Source organism: Bifidobacterium psychraerophilum (assembly GCF_000741705.1).
Classification (GTDB): Bacteria; Actinomycetota; Actinomycetes; order Actinomycetales; family Bifidobacteriaceae; genus Bombiscardovia; species Bombiscardovia psychraerophila.
The window spans coordinates 744628-763887 of sequence record NZ_JGZI01000009.1 but is presented as its reverse complement, the minus strand read 5'-3'; the positions used below and the strand labels follow the sequence as shown (position 1 = coordinate 763887).

At 61.7% G+C, this 19260-nt stretch carries 24 protein-coding genes, 1 pseudogene and 1 riboswitch; of the genes and pseudogenes, 14 read left to right on the top strand and 11 right to left on the bottom strand.

Annotated features, from left to right (window positions below; translation table 11 throughout):
- The 4 genes from BPSY_RS07185 to BPSY_RS07170 all read right to left on the bottom strand — a co-directional run.
- Positions 1–2388: DEAD/DEAH box helicase (locus tag BPSY_RS07185; protein WP_034886722.1), on the bottom strand; the 2388-nt coding region annotated here is incomplete at its 3' end.
- Positions 2381–4030, bottom strand: coding sequence for an Eco57I restriction-modification methylase domain-containing protein (locus BPSY_RS07180; protein ID WP_202961795.1), 1650 nt, complete (start codon positions 4028–4030; stop codon positions 2381–2383). The genes BPSY_RS07185 and BPSY_RS07180, both read right to left, overlap by 8 nt.
- A complete protein-coding gene (locus tag BPSY_RS07175) occupies positions 4027–4680 on the bottom strand; it encodes an N-6 DNA methylase (protein WP_033498322.1) in 654 nt (217 codons plus the stop codon). Before BPSY_RS07175 ends, BPSY_RS07180 begins: the two co-directional genes overlap by 4 nt.
- Before the next feature lie 2 nt (positions 4681–4682).
- Positions 4683–4934, bottom strand: coding sequence for a helix-turn-helix domain-containing protein (locus tag BPSY_RS07170; RefSeq protein ID WP_051921797.1), 252 nt, complete (start codon positions 4932–4934; stop codon positions 4683–4685).
- 205 nt (positions 4935–5139) lie between these two features.
- Here BPSY_RS07170 and BPSY_RS11825 point away from each other — a divergent pair, with 205 nt between their 5' ends.
- Positions 5140–5562: a hypothetical protein gene (locus BPSY_RS11825; RefSeq protein WP_202961794.1), complete on the top strand. Its 423-nt coding sequence runs from the start codon at positions 5140–5142 to the stop codon at positions 5560–5562.
- A 30-nt stretch (positions 5563–5592) separates the two neighbouring features.
- Entirely contained in the window at positions 5593–5952 is a 360-nt protein-coding gene (locus tag BPSY_RS11820) for a hypothetical protein (RefSeq protein WP_202961793.1), read from the top strand.
- On the opposite strand, the gene BPSY_RS11815 is transcribed toward BPSY_RS11820, so the two are convergent.
- Positions 5949–6377, bottom strand: a complete 429-nt coding sequence (locus BPSY_RS11815) for a hypothetical protein (RefSeq protein ID WP_202961792.1) — start codon at positions 6375–6377, stop codon at positions 5949–5951. The genes BPSY_RS11820 and BPSY_RS11815 overlap by 4 nt on opposite strands.
- A 59-nt stretch (positions 6378–6436) precedes the next feature.
- On the opposite strand from BPSY_RS11815, the gene BPSY_RS11810 reads away from it, so the two are divergent.
- The 4 genes and pseudogenes from BPSY_RS11810 to BPSY_RS07145 all read left to right on the top strand — a co-directional run bounded on the left by BPSY_RS11810 (position 6437) and on the right by BPSY_RS07145 (position 9192).
- On the top strand, positions 6437–7048 hold the full coding sequence (locus BPSY_RS11810; protein WP_202961791.1) for a M23 family metallopeptidase: 612 nt from the start codon (positions 6437–6439) through the stop codon (positions 7046–7048).
- Positions 7049–7179: 131 nt separating this feature from the next.
- Entirely contained in the window at positions 7180–8325 is a 1146-nt protein-coding gene (locus BPSY_RS07155; RefSeq protein ID WP_152596839.1) for a hypothetical protein, read from the top strand.
- A 163-nt stretch (positions 8326–8488) separates the two neighbouring features.
- Positions 8489–8751 (top strand): annotated as a pseudogene (locus tag BPSY_RS11955) (DUF6112 family protein).
- Between the two features lie 141 nt (positions 8752–8892).
- Positions 8893–9192: a DUF6112 family protein gene (locus BPSY_RS07145; RefSeq protein ID WP_033498332.1), complete on the top strand. Its 300-nt coding sequence runs from the start codon at positions 8893–8895 to the stop codon at positions 9190–9192.
- A 439-nt stretch (positions 9193–9631) separates the two neighbouring features.
- Here the strand turns inward: BPSY_RS07145 and BPSY_RS11800 are convergent, their stop codons facing one another.
- Positions 9632–9889, bottom strand: a complete 258-nt coding sequence (locus BPSY_RS11800; RefSeq protein ID WP_033498326.1) for a hypothetical protein — start codon at positions 9887–9889, stop codon at positions 9632–9634.
- Positions 9890–10066: 177 nt separating this feature from the next.
- Here BPSY_RS11800 and BPSY_RS11795 point away from each other — a divergent pair, with 177 nt between their 5' ends.
- The 8 genes from BPSY_RS11795 (at position 10067) to BPSY_RS12085 (ending at position 13784) form a co-directional block, all read left to right on the top strand.
- Positions 10067–10582: a hypothetical protein gene (locus tag BPSY_RS11795; RefSeq protein WP_202961789.1), complete on the top strand. Its 516-nt coding sequence runs from the start codon at positions 10067–10069 to the stop codon at positions 10580–10582.
- A complete protein-coding gene (locus BPSY_RS12020) occupies positions 10566–10700 on the top strand; it encodes a hypothetical protein (RefSeq protein WP_274518466.1) in 135 nt (44 codons plus the stop codon). Before BPSY_RS11795 ends, BPSY_RS12020 begins: the two co-directional genes overlap by 17 nt.
- 62 nt (positions 10701–10762) lie before the next feature.
- On the top strand, positions 10763–11572 hold the full coding sequence (locus BPSY_RS11790; RefSeq protein WP_463014599.1) for an SCO6880 family protein: 810 nt from the start codon (positions 10763–10765) through the stop codon (positions 11570–11572).
- Positions 11494–11826, top strand: coding sequence for a TraM recognition domain-containing protein (locus tag BPSY_RS11785; RefSeq protein ID WP_202961799.1), 333 nt, complete (start codon positions 11494–11496; stop codon positions 11824–11826). Before BPSY_RS11790 ends, BPSY_RS11785 begins: the two co-directional genes overlap by 79 nt.
- Before the next feature lie 80 nt (positions 11827–11906).
- On the top strand, positions 11907–12434 hold the full coding sequence (locus tag BPSY_RS07125) for a single-stranded DNA-binding protein (RefSeq protein ID WP_051921794.1): 528 nt from the start codon (positions 11907–11909) through the stop codon (positions 12432–12434).
- A gap of 340 nt (positions 12435–12774) precedes the next feature.
- Positions 12775–12963, top strand: a complete 189-nt coding sequence (locus BPSY_RS11950) for a hypothetical protein (RefSeq protein ID WP_238556819.1) — start codon at positions 12775–12777, stop codon at positions 12961–12963.
- A 381-nt stretch (positions 12964–13344) separates the two neighbouring features.
- Positions 13345–13539 carry a hypothetical protein gene (locus BPSY_RS11780; RefSeq protein WP_202961787.1) on the top strand — a complete coding sequence of 65 codons (195 nt, stop codon included), beginning with the start codon at positions 13345–13347 and terminating at the stop codon, positions 13537–13539.
- The gene (locus BPSY_RS12085; protein WP_033496559.1) at positions 13512–13784 is read left to right on the top strand and encodes a recombinase family protein; all 273 of its coding nucleotides are present in this window, start codon (positions 13512–13514) and stop codon (positions 13782–13784) included. Before BPSY_RS11780 ends, BPSY_RS12085 begins: the two co-directional genes overlap by 28 nt.
- A gap of 57 nt (positions 13785–13841) precedes the next feature.
- Here BPSY_RS12085 and tenA read toward each other — a convergent pair whose 3' ends face one another.
- The 5 genes from tenA to BPSY_RS07090 all read right to left on the bottom strand — a co-directional run bounded on the left by tenA (position 13842) and on the right by BPSY_RS07090 (position 19209).
- A complete protein-coding gene (gene tenA / locus BPSY_RS07110) occupies positions 13842–14603 on the bottom strand; it encodes a thiaminase II (RefSeq protein ID WP_051921792.1) in 762 nt (253 codons plus the stop codon).
- Between the two features lie 72 nt (positions 14604–14675).
- Positions 14676–15344, bottom strand: a complete 669-nt coding sequence (locus BPSY_RS07105) for an HAD family hydrolase (protein WP_033496562.1) — start codon at positions 15342–15344, stop codon at positions 14676–14678.
- Positions 15341–16165 (bottom strand): bifunctional hydroxymethylpyrimidine kinase/phosphomethylpyrimidine kinase, encoded by an 825-nt coding sequence (gene thiD, locus BPSY_RS07100; RefSeq protein ID WP_033496564.1) that lies wholly within the window; start codon positions 16163–16165, stop codon positions 15341–15343. Before thiD ends, BPSY_RS07105 begins: the two co-directional genes overlap by 4 nt.
- Positions 16158–16273: riboswitch (TPP riboswitch) on the bottom strand. Its footprint overlaps the gene before it by 8 nt.
- A gap of 125 nt (positions 16274–16398) precedes the next feature.
- Entirely contained in the window at positions 16399–18198 is a 1800-nt protein-coding gene (gene recN, locus BPSY_RS07095; RefSeq protein ID WP_033496566.1) for a DNA repair protein RecN, read from the bottom strand.
- A 42-nt stretch (positions 18199–18240) separates the two neighbouring features.
- Positions 18241–19209, bottom strand: a complete 969-nt coding sequence (locus BPSY_RS07090) for an NAD kinase (RefSeq protein ID WP_033496569.1) — start codon at positions 19207–19209, stop codon at positions 18241–18243.
- Positions 19210–19260: the final 51 nt, after the last annotated feature.

The following is a 19260-nucleotide window of genomic DNA, read 5'->3' as shown; positions in this document are numbered from 1 at the left end:
GATAACGGTCAGGCCGGTGACGGCTTTGAACAGGTCGGGTTCCAGCTTGGTGATGACGTCTTGGAGGGTGTTCTCGCGGAAGTCGGTCAGGTACATGAACGCGGGGATGCGGGTGGCGAATTTAACTAGTTTCTCCTGGATTTTCTTTCGTTTGGACTTGTAGTCCTTCTCCTCCGCGCTGAGTTCCTTCTTCTCCTTCGGGGTCAGGTCCTCACCGTGCTCCTTCTTCGTGGCCGCGATCTGTTCGGACTTGTTGACCACGGTCTCGAAGATCGCTGATCCCAAGGCCCGGAAGCCTTCGATGTTCATGACGGCTTGCATGGCGTCCTCGCTGTTCATGATGCGGCGCAGGGTGTCGTTGTCGACGTTGACGAGGATCGCCGACTCCCACTTGCGGGCCAGCAGCGTGGCCGACGTGCCGGACATGGCGATGTCGAGGATGCCGCCGGCGTCCACCTGGGTCATGTTCGAGCCATCGTAGGCCAGCACTGGCAGGAACTGTACGAGCTCCTGTACGGCTTGCTCGGGGTTCGCCTCCTCTGGGGACAGGCCGATCCCATAATCGGAAATCTGACGTAGGGCCCGGGTGGGGGCGAAGTCGAAGACGAAGCAGGCGGGTTTGAGCACCAGTTCCTCGTTAGGGTCGTCCCCGTTCGGGTTCTTGATCGACCATGGGGACTGGACGCGGAAAGCGGCCTGGAAGTAGGTCTCGGGCGAAGTCAGGTTGCGGAGCATGAGGATCGCCGACCACTGCCTGACCGTCACCCCGGTCGTGAGCTTCCCGCACGACATGGTAATCGTCTTCGTGCTCTGCCCGTCCTTGATCGTCTCCCGCACCGGCGGCAGAGCATCCAAGCCGATCCCCGCGTCGGCTCCGGCTACGGTAAGCACCGTGTAATCGTGCCAGTGGACGTTCTGCCGCTCGGCCAGCAGGTTCCGCATGGCGTGGCAGGAGGCGACGGTGGGCAGGAACCAGAAGGAGTGCTGCACGTAGGGCAACAGCCGGGCATCCGAGTACGGGAACGGCGGCCGGGTGCCCATGCGCATCGCGTCAAGCTGGGTGGGCAGGTGGGCACCGCGGATGATATCCAACCACTTCTGCACATCGGTCTTATGCACGAACGCGGCCGCATCCCCGGCGCCGGTGGCTTCGAAGAATGCGTTCAGATCAAATTCGTCGAACTCGCCCTTGCTGGCAACCGACACCAGCTCGTCAGGCATCTGGTAGGTGAACAGGCGCATCTCCGGCAGCGCCCCGTACGGGTTCCACTCACCCGGATGCGCTGCTGTGTAGTGCTGTTTGGCGCGCTGCTCGTCCGTGTAGGTCCAGTTGAAAATCTGCTCCTCGATGAACTCGCCAGTCGCTAGCGCCTTGAACGGGGTGCCCGACAGATACAGGTAGGCACGAGTGGAGATCGGCAGGAACTGGTCCTCGTCGTTGCCCAGCTCGTCGAGCTCCTCATCGAATGCGCCCAGCCCGTCGTGATACTCGGCGGCAAGCTCCTTCTTGGCGACTTTCTCGTCCTCGCCCTCGAACAGCTCCTTCGCCGACTCGCGCCAAGCCCCGAAGTGGTACTCGTCAAAAATCACCAAGTCCCACGGCGTGGTGTGAATCCACTCGTTCTTCGGCTTGATCAGACCAGTGTGCTTGTCTCGGCCCAGCAGGTCCTGGAACGATCCGAAATAGACGAGCGGACGGTCATGGTCCATCTCGTCGGGGGTGCCTCCGGTGGCCTTGGACAGGTATTGCCAGCCGTCGAAGTCGGCATGGGACTCCAAGTCGGTCTGCCACGCATCCTCCACAGCGGGCTTGAACGTGACCGCCAGGATGCGGCGGGCACCCATCTTCTTCGCCAATTGGTAGGAGGCGAAGGTCTTGCCGAAGCGCATCTTCGCATTCCACAAGAACCGCGGCACCGCATGCCTGTCCTCGGCCCAGATCGAATCGTAGTAGGCCATCGTCTTGTCCACCGCATCCGCCTGCTCGGGTCGCATCCGGAACGTCTCATGGTGTGTCCCCGACAGCAGTGCACCGGTACGCAGCTCGGTGATAGCCGTGAGCACGTCGTCGGGAGTGCAGCGCATCCACTCGCGAGCCGACCCGAAGATCGGGTTCTCGAAGCCCTTGGAGACCAGGCGGCGCCGCACGTCCGTGTCCCGGAAGATCGTCCCGTCATCGCGCTCGGCCAGCTCGTTGACATGGAGCGTGTACGCCTGCTGCATCTGCCCCTGTGACTCACGAATACGCGCATTGACATCCGCCTTCGTAGTCTGGCCCACCTTGATAAGACCCGCGTAGTCAGCGGGCGGGTCATTCGGAGACCACGCGTATATCCGCAGTTGAGCCATGGGCTTGGCGGGGAACAGCTCCTCATCCTGCTTACTCATCGGCCAGTTCCATCGGGCGAATACGGGACTCGATGCAGTCGATCTCGTCCTGGGTGAGGTCGTACTTCGCATAAAGGTCGGCATCTGTCCACTCCTGATCCCACGGTTGCAGCGGTACCCACTGGTAGGTGGAATGTGTCGCATGCTGCGTGATCTTTCGCAGGGAGACGAGGAATCGGAAGAACTTTGTCGCGTAATACGAGCGGATGCTGCGGATCGCTGTCTCGGTATCGGCGTAGAAGAACAGGAACGACTGCGTGCAGACAGATGGAGAAGGTGCCATTAGAGAAGGACCAAGGACAAGGTCGATACCGGTTCGTTCCCGCTCGCGCCCAGAACCAACCTCAGGGACGAGAAGCTTCCACGTGTCAATGAGTTCGGGGCTCTTTGTTACTTCCTCGCGAGCGATGTAGCCGGTTCTGCGCTTCATCGATTTAATGTAGTAGAGAGGCACGTCGCCAGGTTTGGTTGTGCTGTGGTAGCCGGTGAAGTTTGAGGTCCAGCCGAACTCCTTATCTCGCGCCAAGATCGTGTTGACTGACGGCTCGCCGTGGGCGATAACTTTGCGGAGAATGGGGAGTGCTCGTGCGTCGCGGACGAGGATGTCGAACTCGTTGAGCTGTCGTAGCTCGGGTCCTGTCTTCTCTCCTCCCCAGATGCTGGTGACGTTGCAGCGTCCGACATAGTTGAGGTCCCACAAGAAGTAGCAGGCGCCGCCATTGATACCGACCTCTGAGAAGACCTCGGCAGCGTTGGGGTAATCAACCAAGTCCCGGATGTGGGTGTCGTTCAGCATCGCCTTGCGGAAGTTGTTCAGCCCCAGGCCGGTGGCCATCCACCTGGAGGGGATGACCATCGTCAGGTAGCGAGGTTCAAGGCGCTTCGCCTGCTCGACGAAGTGCTGATAGATGGGAACATCGCGTGTTCCGCCATCGGAGCCAAGCTGGTAAGGAGGATTGCCGATGATGACGTCAAATTGCATGGTGTCTCCGAACAGCTCGCGGATGCGGGCTTTGATGTCGTCGGTGTGGATGAAGGCGTAGGCATGGGTCTCCAGTTGATTTCCTCGGTTGTACGAGTCTTCGCTGGCGCCGCAGTACTTGCATTTGCGGTGGGTATAGACGACCTTCTCGTCCTTGGTTAGTGGATCGGCACGGTATCCGCGTTGCCCGCCGGTCCAGGTGTGTTCGATGCGCTGGAACCAGATGTTGCCGTCCTCGCTGGTGAAGGACTTCGCGATGGAGTGGGGACCGTTGGCGAACTCGGAGCAGTAGACACTGCGTCGTGCCAGCAAGGCGGTGAGCTGGGTAATGCCGATGCCGTAGACCTGCCGGGTAAGAATGTGATCCACCCGTCGCTGGAGGTCCGGGAACTGGCCGGCGAGCCCACCAACCAGCCGCCGGGTAATCTCTCTGAGGAACACGCCGGATTTGGTGAACGGGTCGAGGAAGGTGACGTTCGGGTCGGACCAGATGCTGGTACCGTCATGAGAGTCCGCCCAGCGGGCAGCGAGGAGGTCGAGCATGGCGTTGGCCATCTCGGGTGGGGTGAAGACTTCGTCGTTCGAGAGGTTTGCGATGCAGGTCAGCACGTCGGGGTTGTGTCCGCGCAGCGTGAAGGGGGCTTGGGCCATGATGCTCATGCGGCGTCCGCCTGCTTTGCCAGATCATTGACCGTCATCGTCGGGTACGTCGCTTCAGGCGTGAACAGGTCCGCTCCCATATCAGCGAACAAGGTCCCCTCGGCCTCCCAGTGAGAGCGCTGGGTCAACTCGTCGTAGCGAAAATCCCGGCGTTGATAGCTGCCCTTGCCTAGATAGGCCCACTCGGCGAATGTGATCGGGTTGCCGTTAGACGTCTTCATGGTCAGGGCGTCACCCTGGACGATATTCGCGGACAGAACTGCTCGGGCAGCCCGTGCCCATATGTCAGCGCTATCTATCCCAAGGAAGGCACCGAACAGGTTGGCGAGATTGCTGCGGCATTCTTGTGCGTTGTCGGGAAGAATCTCGATGCCGTAGACGCACATGAGAGCGAGCAGTGCGTAGTGGCGTTTCTCGAACTCGCTTTTCCTGTGCTTTGTTGTCACCGTATGCAACTTCCTCGTGAGGACAGGGATGAGGAAGTTGCCGGAACCACAGGCTGGTTCGAGGAATCGGGAATCGATTCGTTCGGACTCTGCCCGCACCAGGTTGAGCATGTCTTCGACCATCCATGCGGGAGTGAAGACTTCGCCGTGATCGGCCACGCGCTGCTTAGACTTCACCAAGCGTTCGCCATCGCTCGGCGCCATGCTCACTCCTCTTGGTCCGTTTTGGTGTCAGCGTAGGTCCGGCTACTGACATTCGACTGCGATCCGGAGTGCCTGTGCTCTTCGGCTGCGGCCCCACTGCGGACCCAGTCGTCGACCTCACTCACTTGGAACTTCCAGAGGCGTCCGACCTTGCTCGCCGGAATGGCCTTCTCGGCGATCCACGTGTACACGGTGTCCTTCGTGACACCCAGATGGGCGGCGATGTCGTCCGCGTACAGCCAGGGTTCGGTCACATCGATCCTCCTTCGCACAGCATGACCCGAACATGGGCCAACACTCCAATTATACCGGTATATACCGGTTACGCCCGGTTTCCATGGGCATATACGAACTGAGCCTGTTTGGCCAGACGTGTGACCGTGCTTAGTGTCATGATGAAAGCGAGTTGTTTAAAGCCCGATCGACGTTGACCAGTTCGCTGACGAGGCTTGGAACAAGTTGGCCGACAAGGCGCTCGCCCGGGTCAAGGACGCGCCCAGCAACCCCAAGCCCGCACCCGCGGTGAAGGGGCCGACCCGGTATGCGGTGCGCGCGTTCGTGCTGACCTGGGGCGAACTGCATGATTGGTGGGAGCGCTACGACCTGGGGAGCCTGGCCCGACAGCTGAGCGACGAGCAGGCCGAAGCATTCTACGCCACCACCGAAGGCACCGCCCAAGCCGCCCTTGTGCTGCTCATCCTTGCCGGTGTCGGCGTGTACGGACTGTTAGCCGGCCATACGCAGCCCTCCGCCTCGCCGTCCCCGTCGGCGAGCCCATCGCGGGCCGGGCCGACGGCCAGTGTCTCGCCGTCGGACCCTGATGTGTTCGCCCGCAACGCCGCCGCCGGCTTGTTCACTTGGGACACCGGTGTGGGTTTGTGACCGGTGGATTACACGTCGCCAATACTGACGATGGGCGACCCGACGGGGGTCGAGCAGGCCAGGCTGGCGTCCGACGTGGCGGGCTATCTGCCCTCGCACGGGCAGTGGGTCGAACTGCGCAAACACGCCACCCGCCAATCCCTGACTGTCACGCGCACGTCCGTGCCCGCCGCCTGGGCGCAGGCCGTGCAACAGGCCACGGCCGGCCAGCTGCCAGAAGGTGCGACTGCCATCACGATCGAAGGCACCCGCCACCGGGCCGGCACCTGGGACAGCCGGCCGGTGCACGAGGACTTCAAGGTCACGTTCACCGTGTTCCTCGCCTGCCCATCGAACGCGGACTCCTGCCATGTGCTGCGCCTGTCCCAACTCGACAACCCTCTCAACTAGGGGCGCTCATGTTGAGAAAGCTCACCGTCACCGCCCTCGCCCTGACCCTGCTCGGCCTCTCCATGATGCTCTTTGGCGTGGCAGTGCTGCTGAACCCGGCCGCGAACGGCGCCTGCACCGCCACCGCCTCCGGTCTGACGGTGGGTGCCGTGGCCGATTCCCTGAAGGTGAGGACCGGGGACGGAACCACGTTCACGCTGAACAAAGCGCAGCTGACGCAGGCGGCCACCATCATCACCGGCGGCTCTCAGATCAACGGCGTCACCCGCGACAGAGTGCAGATTGCTCTCATGGCCGCCCTGACTGAATCCACATTGCGGATGCTCGCGAACACCAGCGCCTACCCGCAGTCCGCCGACTACCCGAACGACGGTGACGCATCCGACCACGACTCGCTGGGCCTGTTCCAGAGGCGCCCCCCCCAATCCGGGTGGGGCAGCGTGAAGGACCTCATGGACCCGGCCTATCCAGGTCAAGGCGTTCTTTGGCGGGCCCCCGGGCCGAACTACCCGTCCCCGCGCGGCCTCCTGAACATCCCCGGCCGGCAGTCCATGGACAAGAGTCAGGCCGCCCAGTCCGTCGAGTTCAGCGCGTACCCCGACCCCGCTACCGCAGCTACGAGCCCGTCGCCAAGACCATCCTCGACACCCTCACCAAGCCTGCCGAAAGCAATTCAGGCGAGCCGAATGCGGCGCATCCCGAGACCTCGCGGATCGTGTTCCCCCTGCCCGAAGGCACCGATTACGCAGCCCCCGATGGCACGCCCATCTACACGGTGGCCGACAGGATCGTCGAGCTCGCCGAATACTCCGAGTCGTGGGGCGGGCATATCGTCATCGACCACACCGTCGACAGCCATGCGATCTCGACCGGATACATCCACATGTGGGCCTCCGGTATCTATGTCACCGTCGGTCAACGGGTCACCGCAAGGCAGCACATCGGGGACGTGGGCAGCTCTGGTCAGTCCACCGGGCCCCACCTGTACTTCGAGGTCAGGCCCGGAGGTGGGCAGGCCATCGACGGCGACGCCTGGCTGACCGCGCATGGGGCACCAGTTAGAGCAGCCAAGCCAACGTGGTCGACGCGGGCATGAACGGCGGCGAATGCGTGTACGACCGTCAGAGCGAGCAGATGACTCCGACAATGTTATCAGCGGCTAACACGGCCACTGCCGCATCAGAGTCAAAGGGTAAAATACGATAGGATTTCCAAATTGGAAGTGACATGCCTCCAACTAAAGGTATCCCAATAGATGATTTACACGTGCAGTCGTGTAAACAAAACGGCGAGTTGGAAGAGGTCGTCATGGCCAATGGGACACGGGTTCGGCTGACCACGTATGAAATTGAGCCGCTGCGCGAAACGATGCGGGATGTCCAAGTATCTGTGGCCGATTACTATGCTGCTACGGCAGAATCAGGAGACCTAGGGGGTAAAGTCCGAGCTTTCTTGATAAACGCGCAAAGGCTGAATGATCACTTTCAGAATAAAATACGGGACAAAGCCACATACCGAGAGTTGTTCAAATCATCTGCCCAACCAGGCGCGGATGTGATAGATGGAATCAAGTACGCACGAAACGTCATTGAGCATGTGCTGCACATTGTACGGCCGAAAGATGATGCCTTGGTAGGAGGATCTCTTGGGTTTCGTGTATATCCGGTGTGGGATGATATTCCTCCGGCAGTCCATGCAGAGCTTCATCCCAACACGCAGAAACTCAAGCCTGCGTACGATAATAAACTCTTAGGTCAAGGTGTTATAGAGACTATGCTTGACGTCCTGCGGTTTTACGCTGCCATAGCGCCCGACGTAATACATAGGGATGTCAGAGGAGAGTGGACTGGCTTCCCGTTGACGGCCCAGCCCGGAATGTCCAGTCCCTTACATCCAGAAGAGCCGTTGAACACTACGGAAGCGTGGAATTGGATCAATAACCATTTACCCAACGGTGATGCAAGAATAATATGCTACCAATTGAACATAGATAGTGCTAAGTACTTACTGGGATACACGTTCACCGAACGGTTGTCCTTCGCTCCCTTTGTTGAGACGGTCGCCCAAGTGGCGAAAGACATTGGTTCTGGATTCCCGTATTTTTATGGTGATATCACGCATAATGTTGAGTGTGTGACGTCACAATTCCCCACGGCAGGAGCAGGTACCGTTCTCCGTAGCCACAGCGATATAGCCGATTGGGCGATATTGTGGGAGCAATCTAAACCAGACGTTGACCGGTTTCGGTATGGTAATTCCGAATACTGGGAACGGGTTGCGCGACAAGAGGACACGAGTTTGCTTCCTCAGTACGTCGCCTACGAAGTTCGTAGGTCGCGTCGCCTGAACGCCTTTGTAGCTCCTCGCTACTAGACGAGATAAATCTCTGCACTGCGCGACCAACTTCCTAAAACTCGAACAAGATTCTCCAGACGCACCTTAATGAGAGAGGCCAAGCCGTACGCTCTCGAACCCAGCGGTGCCCAATCTCAATATCTAACTCGTATCCCTGCCTAACGATAAGGAGCCAGCAGTCATGAATGTGTTTCCTGACTTCGGTGGGCTGTCCGGGATCGACAGTCTGAAGGACGTGGTCGGCGCGCTGCTGACCATCACACTGATCGCCGCGGTCGCGGCCGTGGTCGTCTCTGGGGTGGTGTGGGCGTTCGGCCGACCGGCAACTATCAACTCGCTTCACGCGGGCGTACCGGGGTGCTCTTCGCCCTGGGTGTCGCCGTCCTGGCTGGTGGCGGCGTCGCCCTGCTCAACTGGCTCATCAGTATCGGCAACCGACTCTGACCGTCCGTGTCTCGTGTCCGCCCTCCGACGTTCGGAGGGCGGACACGTCTCATGTGCGGGGGGGGTGCGGAACACACCTGCCAGGCGACATACCCCGCTGCCCGCATCCCGTGGGCGACCTGTCTTGGATTGGAGCCCGTCGTGATTGACCTGATGTCTTCTTCATTGGTCCCTGTCGCCGGCATCACGCTAGCAGACATCGACATCACGCCGAATACCAATGGCCTGCCCGGCATCGCCCAGCTGCGCACGATCGTGGGCGCGGTCATGACCGTCGGTCTGATCCTGTCCGTGCTCGCGCTGATCATTTCGGCGATCGTGTGGGGGGGCAATAGCTCGAACTCGCACCTTGCCTCGCGGGGCAAGGTCGGCGTCCTGGTCTCCTGCGGGGCGGCGGTCAGGCTGATCAACTTCTTCTGGAACGTCGGGCAAGCCTCATGACCGCATCCACCAGACCGAGGGGAGGCTGCTGATGGGCGTGTACGATGTTCCGGTTATCTCCAACGTGTGCCAGGTGGCGGCACCGTTCGACTGGCTGGCCTAGGCCATGGGTGCCGCGGAGAGCTGGCTGTTCGAAGCCGTCTGGTCGGTGTTCGACACGACGACATTAGTGGACGTGACCCGCCTGGAACACGTGAAGGTCTACAACCTGATCTTCGGTATCGGTGCGATCCTCATGCTGTTGTTCTTACTCTTGCAGCTCATCACGGGCCTGCTCAAACGCGACCCCGGAGCGTTGTCTCGCGCCGCCCTGGACCTGGCGCAGCGTGCTGGGCAGCTTCCTGGTAATCACCCTGGTGGGCCTGGCGTTGCAGATCAGCGACTAACTGTCCACCGGCATCATCCAGGCCGCAGGCGAGACGACCCAATCCATGGGCGACTAGATCGCGGCACTGGTCGCAGGCCTCACCAGCATCACGATGGCCTCGCCCGGCGTCGGGGCGATCCTGGTCATCTTTCTGGCCGGGCTCGCGATCGTCGCCGACGCGATCGTCTGGCTGCCCCTCCTTCTGCGCAAGGCCCTGCTGCTCGTGGCGATTGTGCTCGCCCCGTTGGCGTTCTCTAGGTCCTCGTGGGATGCGGCGAAGAGATAGGCTAGTATGTGGGCGATGTTCGTGCTCGCATTGATCCTGTCCAAACTGGTGCTGGTGGTGATCTTCCTGATCGCCGTCGCTCAGGTGTTCACCCGGTTTCCACGGACCTGGCGTCGGTGTCGGACCCGCTGGCGGGCATCGTGCTCATGGCCCTGGCCGGCTTCTCCCCGTACACGGTCTACCGGTTCCTCTCGTTCGTGGGCGTGGACTTCTGCAACCAGATGGGCGCTAAACAGGACGCCAAGAGCGCGCTGAACCGGCCTGTGCCCATTCCCACCCAATCCTCGAGTGAGGGACCAGCCAAGATTCTCGACGGCAGCAGCGCGGGTGGTGGTGCACCGAGCGGCCCGCTATCGGGTGGTCCGACCTCCACGACGGCCACCGCGGGTGCCGGCCAAGGGGCGGGGCATCGGGTTAGTGCAGGGGCCGCGTCCAGCGGTGCGACTGCGGGCGGTGCCGTGGCTGCGGCTCCGGCGGCCGGCGCGCTGATCGAGGCGAAAGGGGCTGCGACCGCCGGTCCCAAGGCTGCCACCAGGCTGGCCGGACAAGCCGAGCAGGCCGCCGACGCCACCAACCAGACGACCAGCCCACAGTCCTCGGCCATGCCACCACCGTCAAGCGTGCCGTCGCCGGGCTCGCCGGGTGGGTCGCGTGGCAGCGAGCCGCCGCCTCTGCCGCCCCCCACCAGTACCCAAGACCCCGTCGAACAAGGAGTAAGCGATGAGCAGCAGCGATAATGCGCCGTCCATGGAACTTGTGCCGGTCAAGTTCTCCCGCCTCACCCGCCGCGGCATCCTCCTGGGACTCTCCTCGCCCAGCTCATCACCCTGGGCGTCGCGCTCGGCACCGTCATAATCGCCGTGTACGTGGGCGGCGGCATGCTCGTAGCCTACACCGCCCCCATCTGAGCAGTCAGCATCGCGCTAACATGGATACCCCTCGCAGGCCAGCCGCTCGTGGAGTGGCTGCCGGTCGACTCCTGGTGGCTGTGGAGGAGCACCGGCGGGCAGCTTCTGTATCGTCGCCGGATCGTGCAGCCGCGCCCAGAGGGCACGCTCGCCTTGTCCGGCGACATGGCCCAGCTGTGCGAATACACCGACTCGGACACCGGGGCGTGCATGGTCCACGACTCCCATGGCCAGACGTTGACGGCGATCCTGGAGGTGTCGCATCCCGCGTTCATTTTGCTCGACCCCGGCGAGCAGGAACGCCGCGTCACCAACTGGGGCCGCGTCCTGGCCGCCGCGTGCCGCTCCGCGCGGATCGTCACCCTCCAGATTCTGGAGCGGACGCTGCCCGGCTCGGGCACCGGACTGGCCGAATGGTGGGATCAGCACGGCACCCATGAAGATTTCTGGGCGTCAACCACGTACGAGGAGTTGATTGAGCGGGCCAGCCCCGCCGGGCTGCGCTGGTCACCCATCCGGGGCTGCGAGAATCCGCAGACCGCGATGATCCGCGCCACCGGCCTAGCCGAAGGCAACGGTCTCTCGTCGGGCGGCGTGGATTCCGGCGACTTTTTGGAAGGTAAGACCCGCACCGCCTTGCAAGCCCTATTGCACGCGACGGGTCGGGCATCACGACCATGCCCGTATTGCAGTCCTTGTCGCAGGCGCAGGACCGGTGGAACTAGCACCAAGCATCAGCGATCTGGGACGCGGCCATCGTCAAGGTCATCCTCGGCGGGGCGTCCGGCTCCCGCGACCTCCAGGACATCTCCAGCCTGATCGAGGAACGCGACGAAACCACCGATTCCGTGACCTTGGGCGACCACAGCAGCAGATCGAACCAACGCTCGATACGCCGGGTGCCGGTCCTGCCGCCCGACCGCATCCGCCGCCTGCCCTTGGGCACCGGCATCATGCTCCTGCGCTCCGCGCCACCCATCATCACCGACCAACGTGCCTGGCCGCACCGTTCCGATGCGAAGCAACTCACGGCCAACCGGACGGCGATCGAAGACCTGCTGCGGCACGGCTGAGCATCAGGGTGGCATGCGCCCACCTGTCTGGCACAGCAGCCCGAACCCCGGGCCGCCCCAGTCAGAGCGGAGCACGACTCATGGCCAGACAAGACGACACCACATCCCTGACAGACGATCCCCAAACCGAACCCGAGCAGGACCGGCCGTCGGATACGCCTGACCTTCGCGATGGCTTCTACGGGTTCGTGGCCCCCGATCCGCAGTTCACCCATCCCGAGGGTGGCAGGCCGCGCCTGCACTTCAAGGCGGAGCAAGAGCACTACCGGCCCGAGTCTGATGGCACGTTCACCAAGCTGGAGACCACGTTTCATGATGTCGTCGCTTTCCGGGAGGCCGCCGTGCGCGGCTTCGAGCGGCTGGCCAAACAGGACTACTTCGTCGCCCAAGGCCAGCTGGACACTGCCGTGGACAAGGACACAAGCGTCCAGCGGACCCGATTCATCGCAAGTCAGCTCGGCCACGACCTGGCACGCACCCGCTACGAAGTCGACCGCACACCACGGCACACCAGCATCGGTCAGAAAGCCCAGGCCCGTGACACCACCACCTTCCAGGCGTCCGAGCGCCCCAACCAGACACGTTTCAACCCGGCCATCGGACTGTGAGTGGGCGCATCATGAGCGACGACGACTACACGCCCGACACCGCACCCGCCAACCGGCAGAACTATGCGGAGAATCCCAGACCCTCCACCTTCGATGCCCGGCCCGATCTGCCCGACGATCAACTGAAACCTGCTGACGGCCACCGATCTGGAGGCGGAGCTGCTGGAGCTCAACCGATGGGTGGACTGGCTGCGCCACACCTATGGGCTTCCCGCCAGCGTGATCCCGCCTATGTGGCACCAGCACCCCGAACTACTCTAGGAACTCTCCGCTCTGCACTTGAGCTGGCCGGCCGCCTACGACCCCGAACAGAACGCCGCCGCCCCTTTGGGCTGGCACCGTGACTTCGCCGAAGAGCGCGCCCGTCTGCGCGAATAGGTCGCCACCTCCGGCACCCGTCGAGGAGACACCCATCACCAACCGGGACGAGGACTTCGTGCGCTTCGTCATCGACGAGGTCGCCAAGCGCCAGAGGGCCGAAGACGCCTTCTACGCCGACGTAGACCCGAAGACCGGCAAGGTGGGCTGATGGCCCAGAACTACTGGCGCAAGACGACGTGGCGTCCACGCGACGAACGTCAGCTCTCCGTGAGAACGGAGCACCGTGGTACCCCCGACCTCGGAAAAACTCACGGAACTGCTGATCTGCCTGACGCTCCAGGAGACAGGGCAACGCCGCACCGAGAAGTCTGCTTCGCCCAGAGCGATGGCAGCCCGTGGTAGGTCAGAGTAAAATGAAAGCCTTCCGCCGTAGAGACGGATGTTGTGGTCCCTGACCTCACCAGCATGCCGGGGCATCTTCACTTGGCCCTCGCGGCCATGTCCATGCGGCCTTAGGGCTTTTCTCACGAGCAGCATTCGCAGTTGACGCCTCTGCGGTGGTTCAGCCCACTAGCTGCGGAGAAAAGACATGAGCACACAAGTTGACGACCATCTCAAGGTCGACAGTCTCGTTTCCCCTTCCACGCCCGCCGACGGGCAGACCGCGGTGATCTACCTACGCGTGTCCACCAAGGAGCAAGCAGAAAAGGGCGGCGGTGATGAAGGCTCTCGATCCCCGCCCAACGCAACGCGAACATGGACAAGGCCGACCGGCCCGCACTGATGCAGATGATCAAGTACGTGTCCGAGCATCGGGTCAACTACTGCATTGTGCACAAGATAGACCGATTGGCGCGGAACAGGGTGGACGATATATCCATCCACCTGGCCTTGCGTGATACCGGAGCCCTTCGAGCTGCTGTGCGACCCGGAGGTGCGGGGCAACGCCCTCAACTCGGCGGGCCAAAGCCAGGAAGAAGGGCCAGGTGCAAACCGGACCAAGGATGGTTCCTTTGGTCGAAGGTTTGAACTTGGCCTAGGTGAGGTGGGTAACGCAGCTCGAACGCGCGACCTTCTGAACCGCAATCAGCGGGTGGAGGGGCCGTCCCACTCCGTTTTCCAGGAGCGTTGGAGACGGTAGGCGCTGTCCCAGAACATGTATTCATGTTCAACGCCGATGCGGAAGATGGAATCCAATTCCTTGAGATGCTTCCCGCCGAGATCCTTGGTCTCGTCCTCGATGATGTCCAGCAGCCAGACGGCACTCTGCCAGAAATCGTCGGATGCATACATCTCCACCCAATCCTGGTAGGGGTTGCCCGCCAGATCGGCGGCGAAATCCTTGGCCAGGCGCGTCCCGTAGTCCGCATACACCCAGGCGCATGGCAGCACCGCCACCAGCACGTCGACGAGTGGTTTGGCATAGGCGATCGCCAGCATATTCGAGGTGTACGCCCGGGCGAATGCCGACTGCGTGGCCCCTGCGATCTGCTCGCGCGTGATGCCGTAGCGTTCGATGTAGCTTCGATGCACCTGATCGCGTTCACCCACGATGGCCTGCTGGACCTGCACCATTCTTTCGATGATCCTGTCATCATCGCTTTTCGTCATCGCGAGCGCATGTACCTTGGCGTAGTCGTTGAGGTAGAGATAGTCCTGAAGCATGTAGAAGGTGAAGCGCTCCTTGCTGAGGGTCCCCTTTCCCAGCTCCTGGACGAAGGGCTGTTCGTAGCCCTGCTGCCATACGTCCTTGGCGACCTCATAGAATCTTCGGGCGATCGGCGTGCTGACCGCCCTGCTGAGACGGTCGAAGGACATCCGCTCTCCTGCTGTGCTGTTTTCTGTCATGATGAATACTCCTCGGTTATCGAAGGTTCGACGGAGTGGCTCCACAAGGAGAGCCGGTATGAAGAGCCCGCTTCAGCGGAGTTCGCGTGGGGCATCGGAGAAATCACGGATCGCACCCTCGGCCAGGACCGAAATATCCTGCCACTGCTGCTCCGATGAGGCGTCGAACATGGCCCAAGGGTGCATGCCGATGCTTTTCGCCGTGGTGATGCCGACCAGCAGATCCTCGAACACCGTGCAATGCTCCGGCGCGACCCCCAGGCGTTCCGCAGCATGCAGATACACGTCAGGATGTTCCTTGCCTTTGCCGCCCGCATCATCGACGCTGCAGATCACATTGAAATAGTCCGTGATGCCCGCATGCTCCAATGCGGGATTACGCAGTTCGGGAGGCAGGGTGGTGGCGACCGCGAGTGTGGCCCCCGATTCGAAGAGATACTGCAGGTACTCCGACGCGTGGGCTTTCAAGCGGACCGTGGTGGCATAGGCTTTGGCCGCCATATCGTTCCACTCCTGCATCAGCTCTTCCGGCGTGTCGGTCAGCCCGAAACGTTTGATGGTGTACACGGCAATATCACGGAACTGCATCGAGGCTACCGTGGATCCGAAATCATCGGGGATCTCAATGCCCCGCTTCGCCAAGGACTCGGCATCCAAATCATCCCAGACACCCATCGAATCGAGCAAGGTGCCGTCAAGGTCGAAGATGACGCCTTTGCCCTTGTTGAGTTGTTCCTTCACTCGTTCTCCTTGAAGCCTTCGAGTCCGTGGGCATACAGGTCCCAGAAATGATTCGTCGGGCCGTTGCCTTTGCCCAGTTCCAGGGAGTGCATGATTGCCATCGTAACGTACTGCTTCGCTCGCTCAATGGCTTTGTGGAAGGGCAAGCCCAGGGCGAGATTCGACGCGATCGCAGAGGAATAGGTACATCCGGTGCCATGCGTGTTCTTGGTGTGGATGCGTGGCGCGGTGAACTCGTAGAATTGCTCGCCGTCGAAGAGCACATCGGTCGCATCACCGGTGGCATGTCCGCCTTTGACCAGCACACTCGCGCAACCCATCGCCTGGATCTGACGGGCCGCCTCCCGCTGCGAATCCATATCGGTGATGGAGATGCCCGCTATACGTTCGGCTTCGGGGATGTTGGGCGTCAACACGTCGGCGTGAGGAATGACGGTTTCGATCAGCCATCCGATGCACGCCGGGTCCATCAGAGGAGCCCCGTTCTTCGCGTACATCACCGGATCGATCACGATGTTCCTCGCCTGGTACTGATCCAGCTTATCGGCAACGACCTTCATGATCTCGGGGCTGTCGAGCATGCCGACCTTGACGGCTTTCGGTGGAATATCCTCGAAGACGGCATCGATCTGATCGGCGATGATGCCCGCATCCACATCGAGCACCGAGATGACCCGGGCGGTGTTCTCCGCAACCACGGAGGTGATGACCGACATGGCGAACACGCCGTTCGCGCTCATGGCCTTGATATCCGCCTGAATACCCGCACCACCGGAACAATCGGAACCGGCAATCGACAGGACTGGCGTTAATGTACTCATTGGTGTTCCTCCCTACGCTGGTGTTAACCAACAGGTTCTAAGGGTCAGGTTCGGATGCCGCGCATCCGTCACCTTTCTCAACTCGTCTGAGTTCCCCTGTAACAAGAATCGTTACGACGCTACCGCCGAATCACGACAAGCAAACGTCATCGCATCGGCGGAGACGACGAGCATACGCGGCTCTGCGGAGCGGAAGGATTGCGCACCGTCCGATCCGGGACGCCGCATCCCGGTCATGCCCTTGGGATGTGGCTGGACTGCAGCAGTTCCCTGGCATGGCGTAGCGAGGTCTCGGATTCGCTGCCAGCCAGCATACGGGCGATCTCACGTTCACGTTCCACACCCTGGACCTCTTCGACTATGGTTTCGATGCCCTGGACCTGATCACCCTCATCGGCAGCTGCACCGGCATCGGAGTCGCTTCCGGCGTCGCCCGCCGCAGACATGCCTTTCGACACCACGAACTGCGTATCCGCCCACGAAGCCACCTGCGGCAGATGCGTGACCACAATCACCTGGGCGCTCTTCGCCAGCAGTGCGAGACGCCTGCCCAATTCCACGGCGGCCTTGCCTCCTACGCCCGCATCGACCTCATCGAAGATGAACACCCCATCATTCGATGCCCCCTCATGGCCGGTGGTGCTGCGATCGGCGGCGACCAATTCCAAAGCAAGCATCAGACGACTCAACTCGCCGCCCGAAGCGCTTTTCCCCATCGGCAGGCGCGGGGATCCGGGGAATGCGGTGAACAGGAACTCGATATCGTCACAGCCGTGAGCGTCGAGAATCCCTTCGGACTCCCCTGCGCCCCGATGCCTCGAAGAGACCACGACATCCAGTTTCGAGCCCCGCATCGCGAGCGCACCCAGCTCTTCGCCGACGTGCCGTCCCAAGCGCCCGGCAGCCTCCTGCCTGGCGTGGCTGAGCGCATCCGCAGCCGTCAGGGCCCGTCGGTACAGGTCGTCGCGTTCAGCCCGCAACGATGCCAGACGTTCAGGCGAGGCGTCCATATCCTGCATGTCGTTCTCGGCCTTGTCGCGCCACGCCAGAACATCACTGAGGCTCGGACCCCACCGTTTCGTCAGCTCATCCAGCTCGTGGATACGCCCATTGATGGTATCGAGGTCTGCGGCGCTGTCCTCCTCGTCGATCTGGCCGCTGAGCGTGAACACCACATCGCTGATCTCCTGGCTCAGGGATTTCAGTGTTTGGGCCGATTCTCCGAACACCTCACGGATGTTGATGTCCTCCAGCGAGCGCGCCGCATCATCGATCAGCGACAAGGCGCCGGGATGCTGGGCGTCGACATCCATCTGGGAGGGATCCAAGGCGGTCAAGGCGGATGCCACGCCGTGCGCAATCGCCGCGGCGTTCTCGATGCGGTCACGCCGGGACTTCAGCTCCTCATCCTCGCCTGCATGCGGTTCCACCGCATCGATGCGTTCGATGGATTCACGCAGGTAGGTGGCCTGGGCCCTGGTGGCGGCCTGCTCGCCGTCAAGCGCCTTCAGTTTGCCGTCGATGGCACGCAGCGCATCCCACGCCTGGGTGTAGCGTGCGAGTTCTTCGCCATCTTCGGCGAAGCGGTCGAGGAACTCCCGCTGTCTGGCTGCGGATGCCATGCGCATCTGATCGGACTGCCCGTGAATGGTGACCATCTGTTCCGAGATGTCCTTCAGCACGGCCCTCGGCACCGTGTGGCCGTTGAGCAATGCCCTCGAACGCCCGTGCGCCGGGATGGACCTGGTCAGATACAGTTCGCCGTCTTCATCGGTGGTGCCCGCATCCTTGGCGAGCGCATACGCCGCGGAATCCTCCTGTACGGCGAAGACCGCCTGGGCCCAGATATCCTGCTGGGCGGCGGAGGATGCCCTGCCCGACTGCACCGCCGCACCCGAGACCAGACGCAGGGCATCCAGCAGCATCGACTTTCCGGCACCGGTCTCGCCGGTGATCGCCGTCATGCCCGCGCCCGTTGCCAAAACAGCATGACGGATCGGCCCTAGATTGCGAATTTCCAGTTCGTCAAGCATTGATTACCTTCTTTACTGGCAGATGGCCTGCTGACCGCAGGTCTACTGCTGATCGCCCTGCTGCTGCAAGCCCTGTTGCCGTCCATCCTGCCAACGCCCACCGTGCTGGGCGCCGTTGTCCTGACCGCCCTTGCGATAGCGGTGTTCGCGCCATCCCACCACGGGCAGATCGAATTTCGTGACCAGACGACTGGTGAAGGGCACTCCCGACAGTCTTGCAAGACGCAGGGTATCGTGCGACTCCCTCACCTCGATATGCGTGCCACGCGGCAGGCCGAGCTGTCTGCGCCCATCGCAGCAGATCCAGCCATCGGACGTCGACTCATCCAGAATGTCAAGCGAGAACTTGGAATCCGAGCCGATGATCAGCGGTCTGGCGAACAGTGCGTGAGCCGCCAAGGGAACGAGCTGCAGGGCCTTCACATCGGGCCAGATGATCGGTCCGCCGGCCGAGAAGGCGTAGGCGGTCGATCCGGTCGGCGTCGCCACGATCACCCCGTCGCAGCTGAAGGAGCTCATTTCAACATCATCCACGCGGATGCTGACCTCCACCATCTTGCCCCGGTCGGAACGTTCCAGGGTCACATCGTTCAGCGCCCAATCGCTGATCGGCTTATCAGCTCCGGGAAGCCACACATCGATATGCGCGATCATCCTGGAATCGATCGAGTAATCATGAGCGGCGATCTTCCCCATCGCCTCGCTCATCTGGAAGCTTTCGAATTCGGCCAGAAAGCCCACATGGCCCAGATTGACGCCCAGAATCGGAACATTGGTGCATTTGACCAGTTCCGCGGCGCGCAGAATGGTGCCGTCTCCCCCGAGCACCACGACGATTTCGGTGTCCTCATCAACAATCGGTGACGGCATACCGAATTCGGGCGCCTCAAGATTATCGATGATCGAAACGGAAAAACCTGACTGACGCAGCTGCTCCACAGCCTCGCGAACAACCGTCCCGCCTGTGCGTAAGCGGCTGTGTGTAACCACCACCGCGCTTCGCTGGCTCATACTGTTGCTTCCTTCCTGACTGGATGGCCCTCCCCACGGCAACCCGCCGAA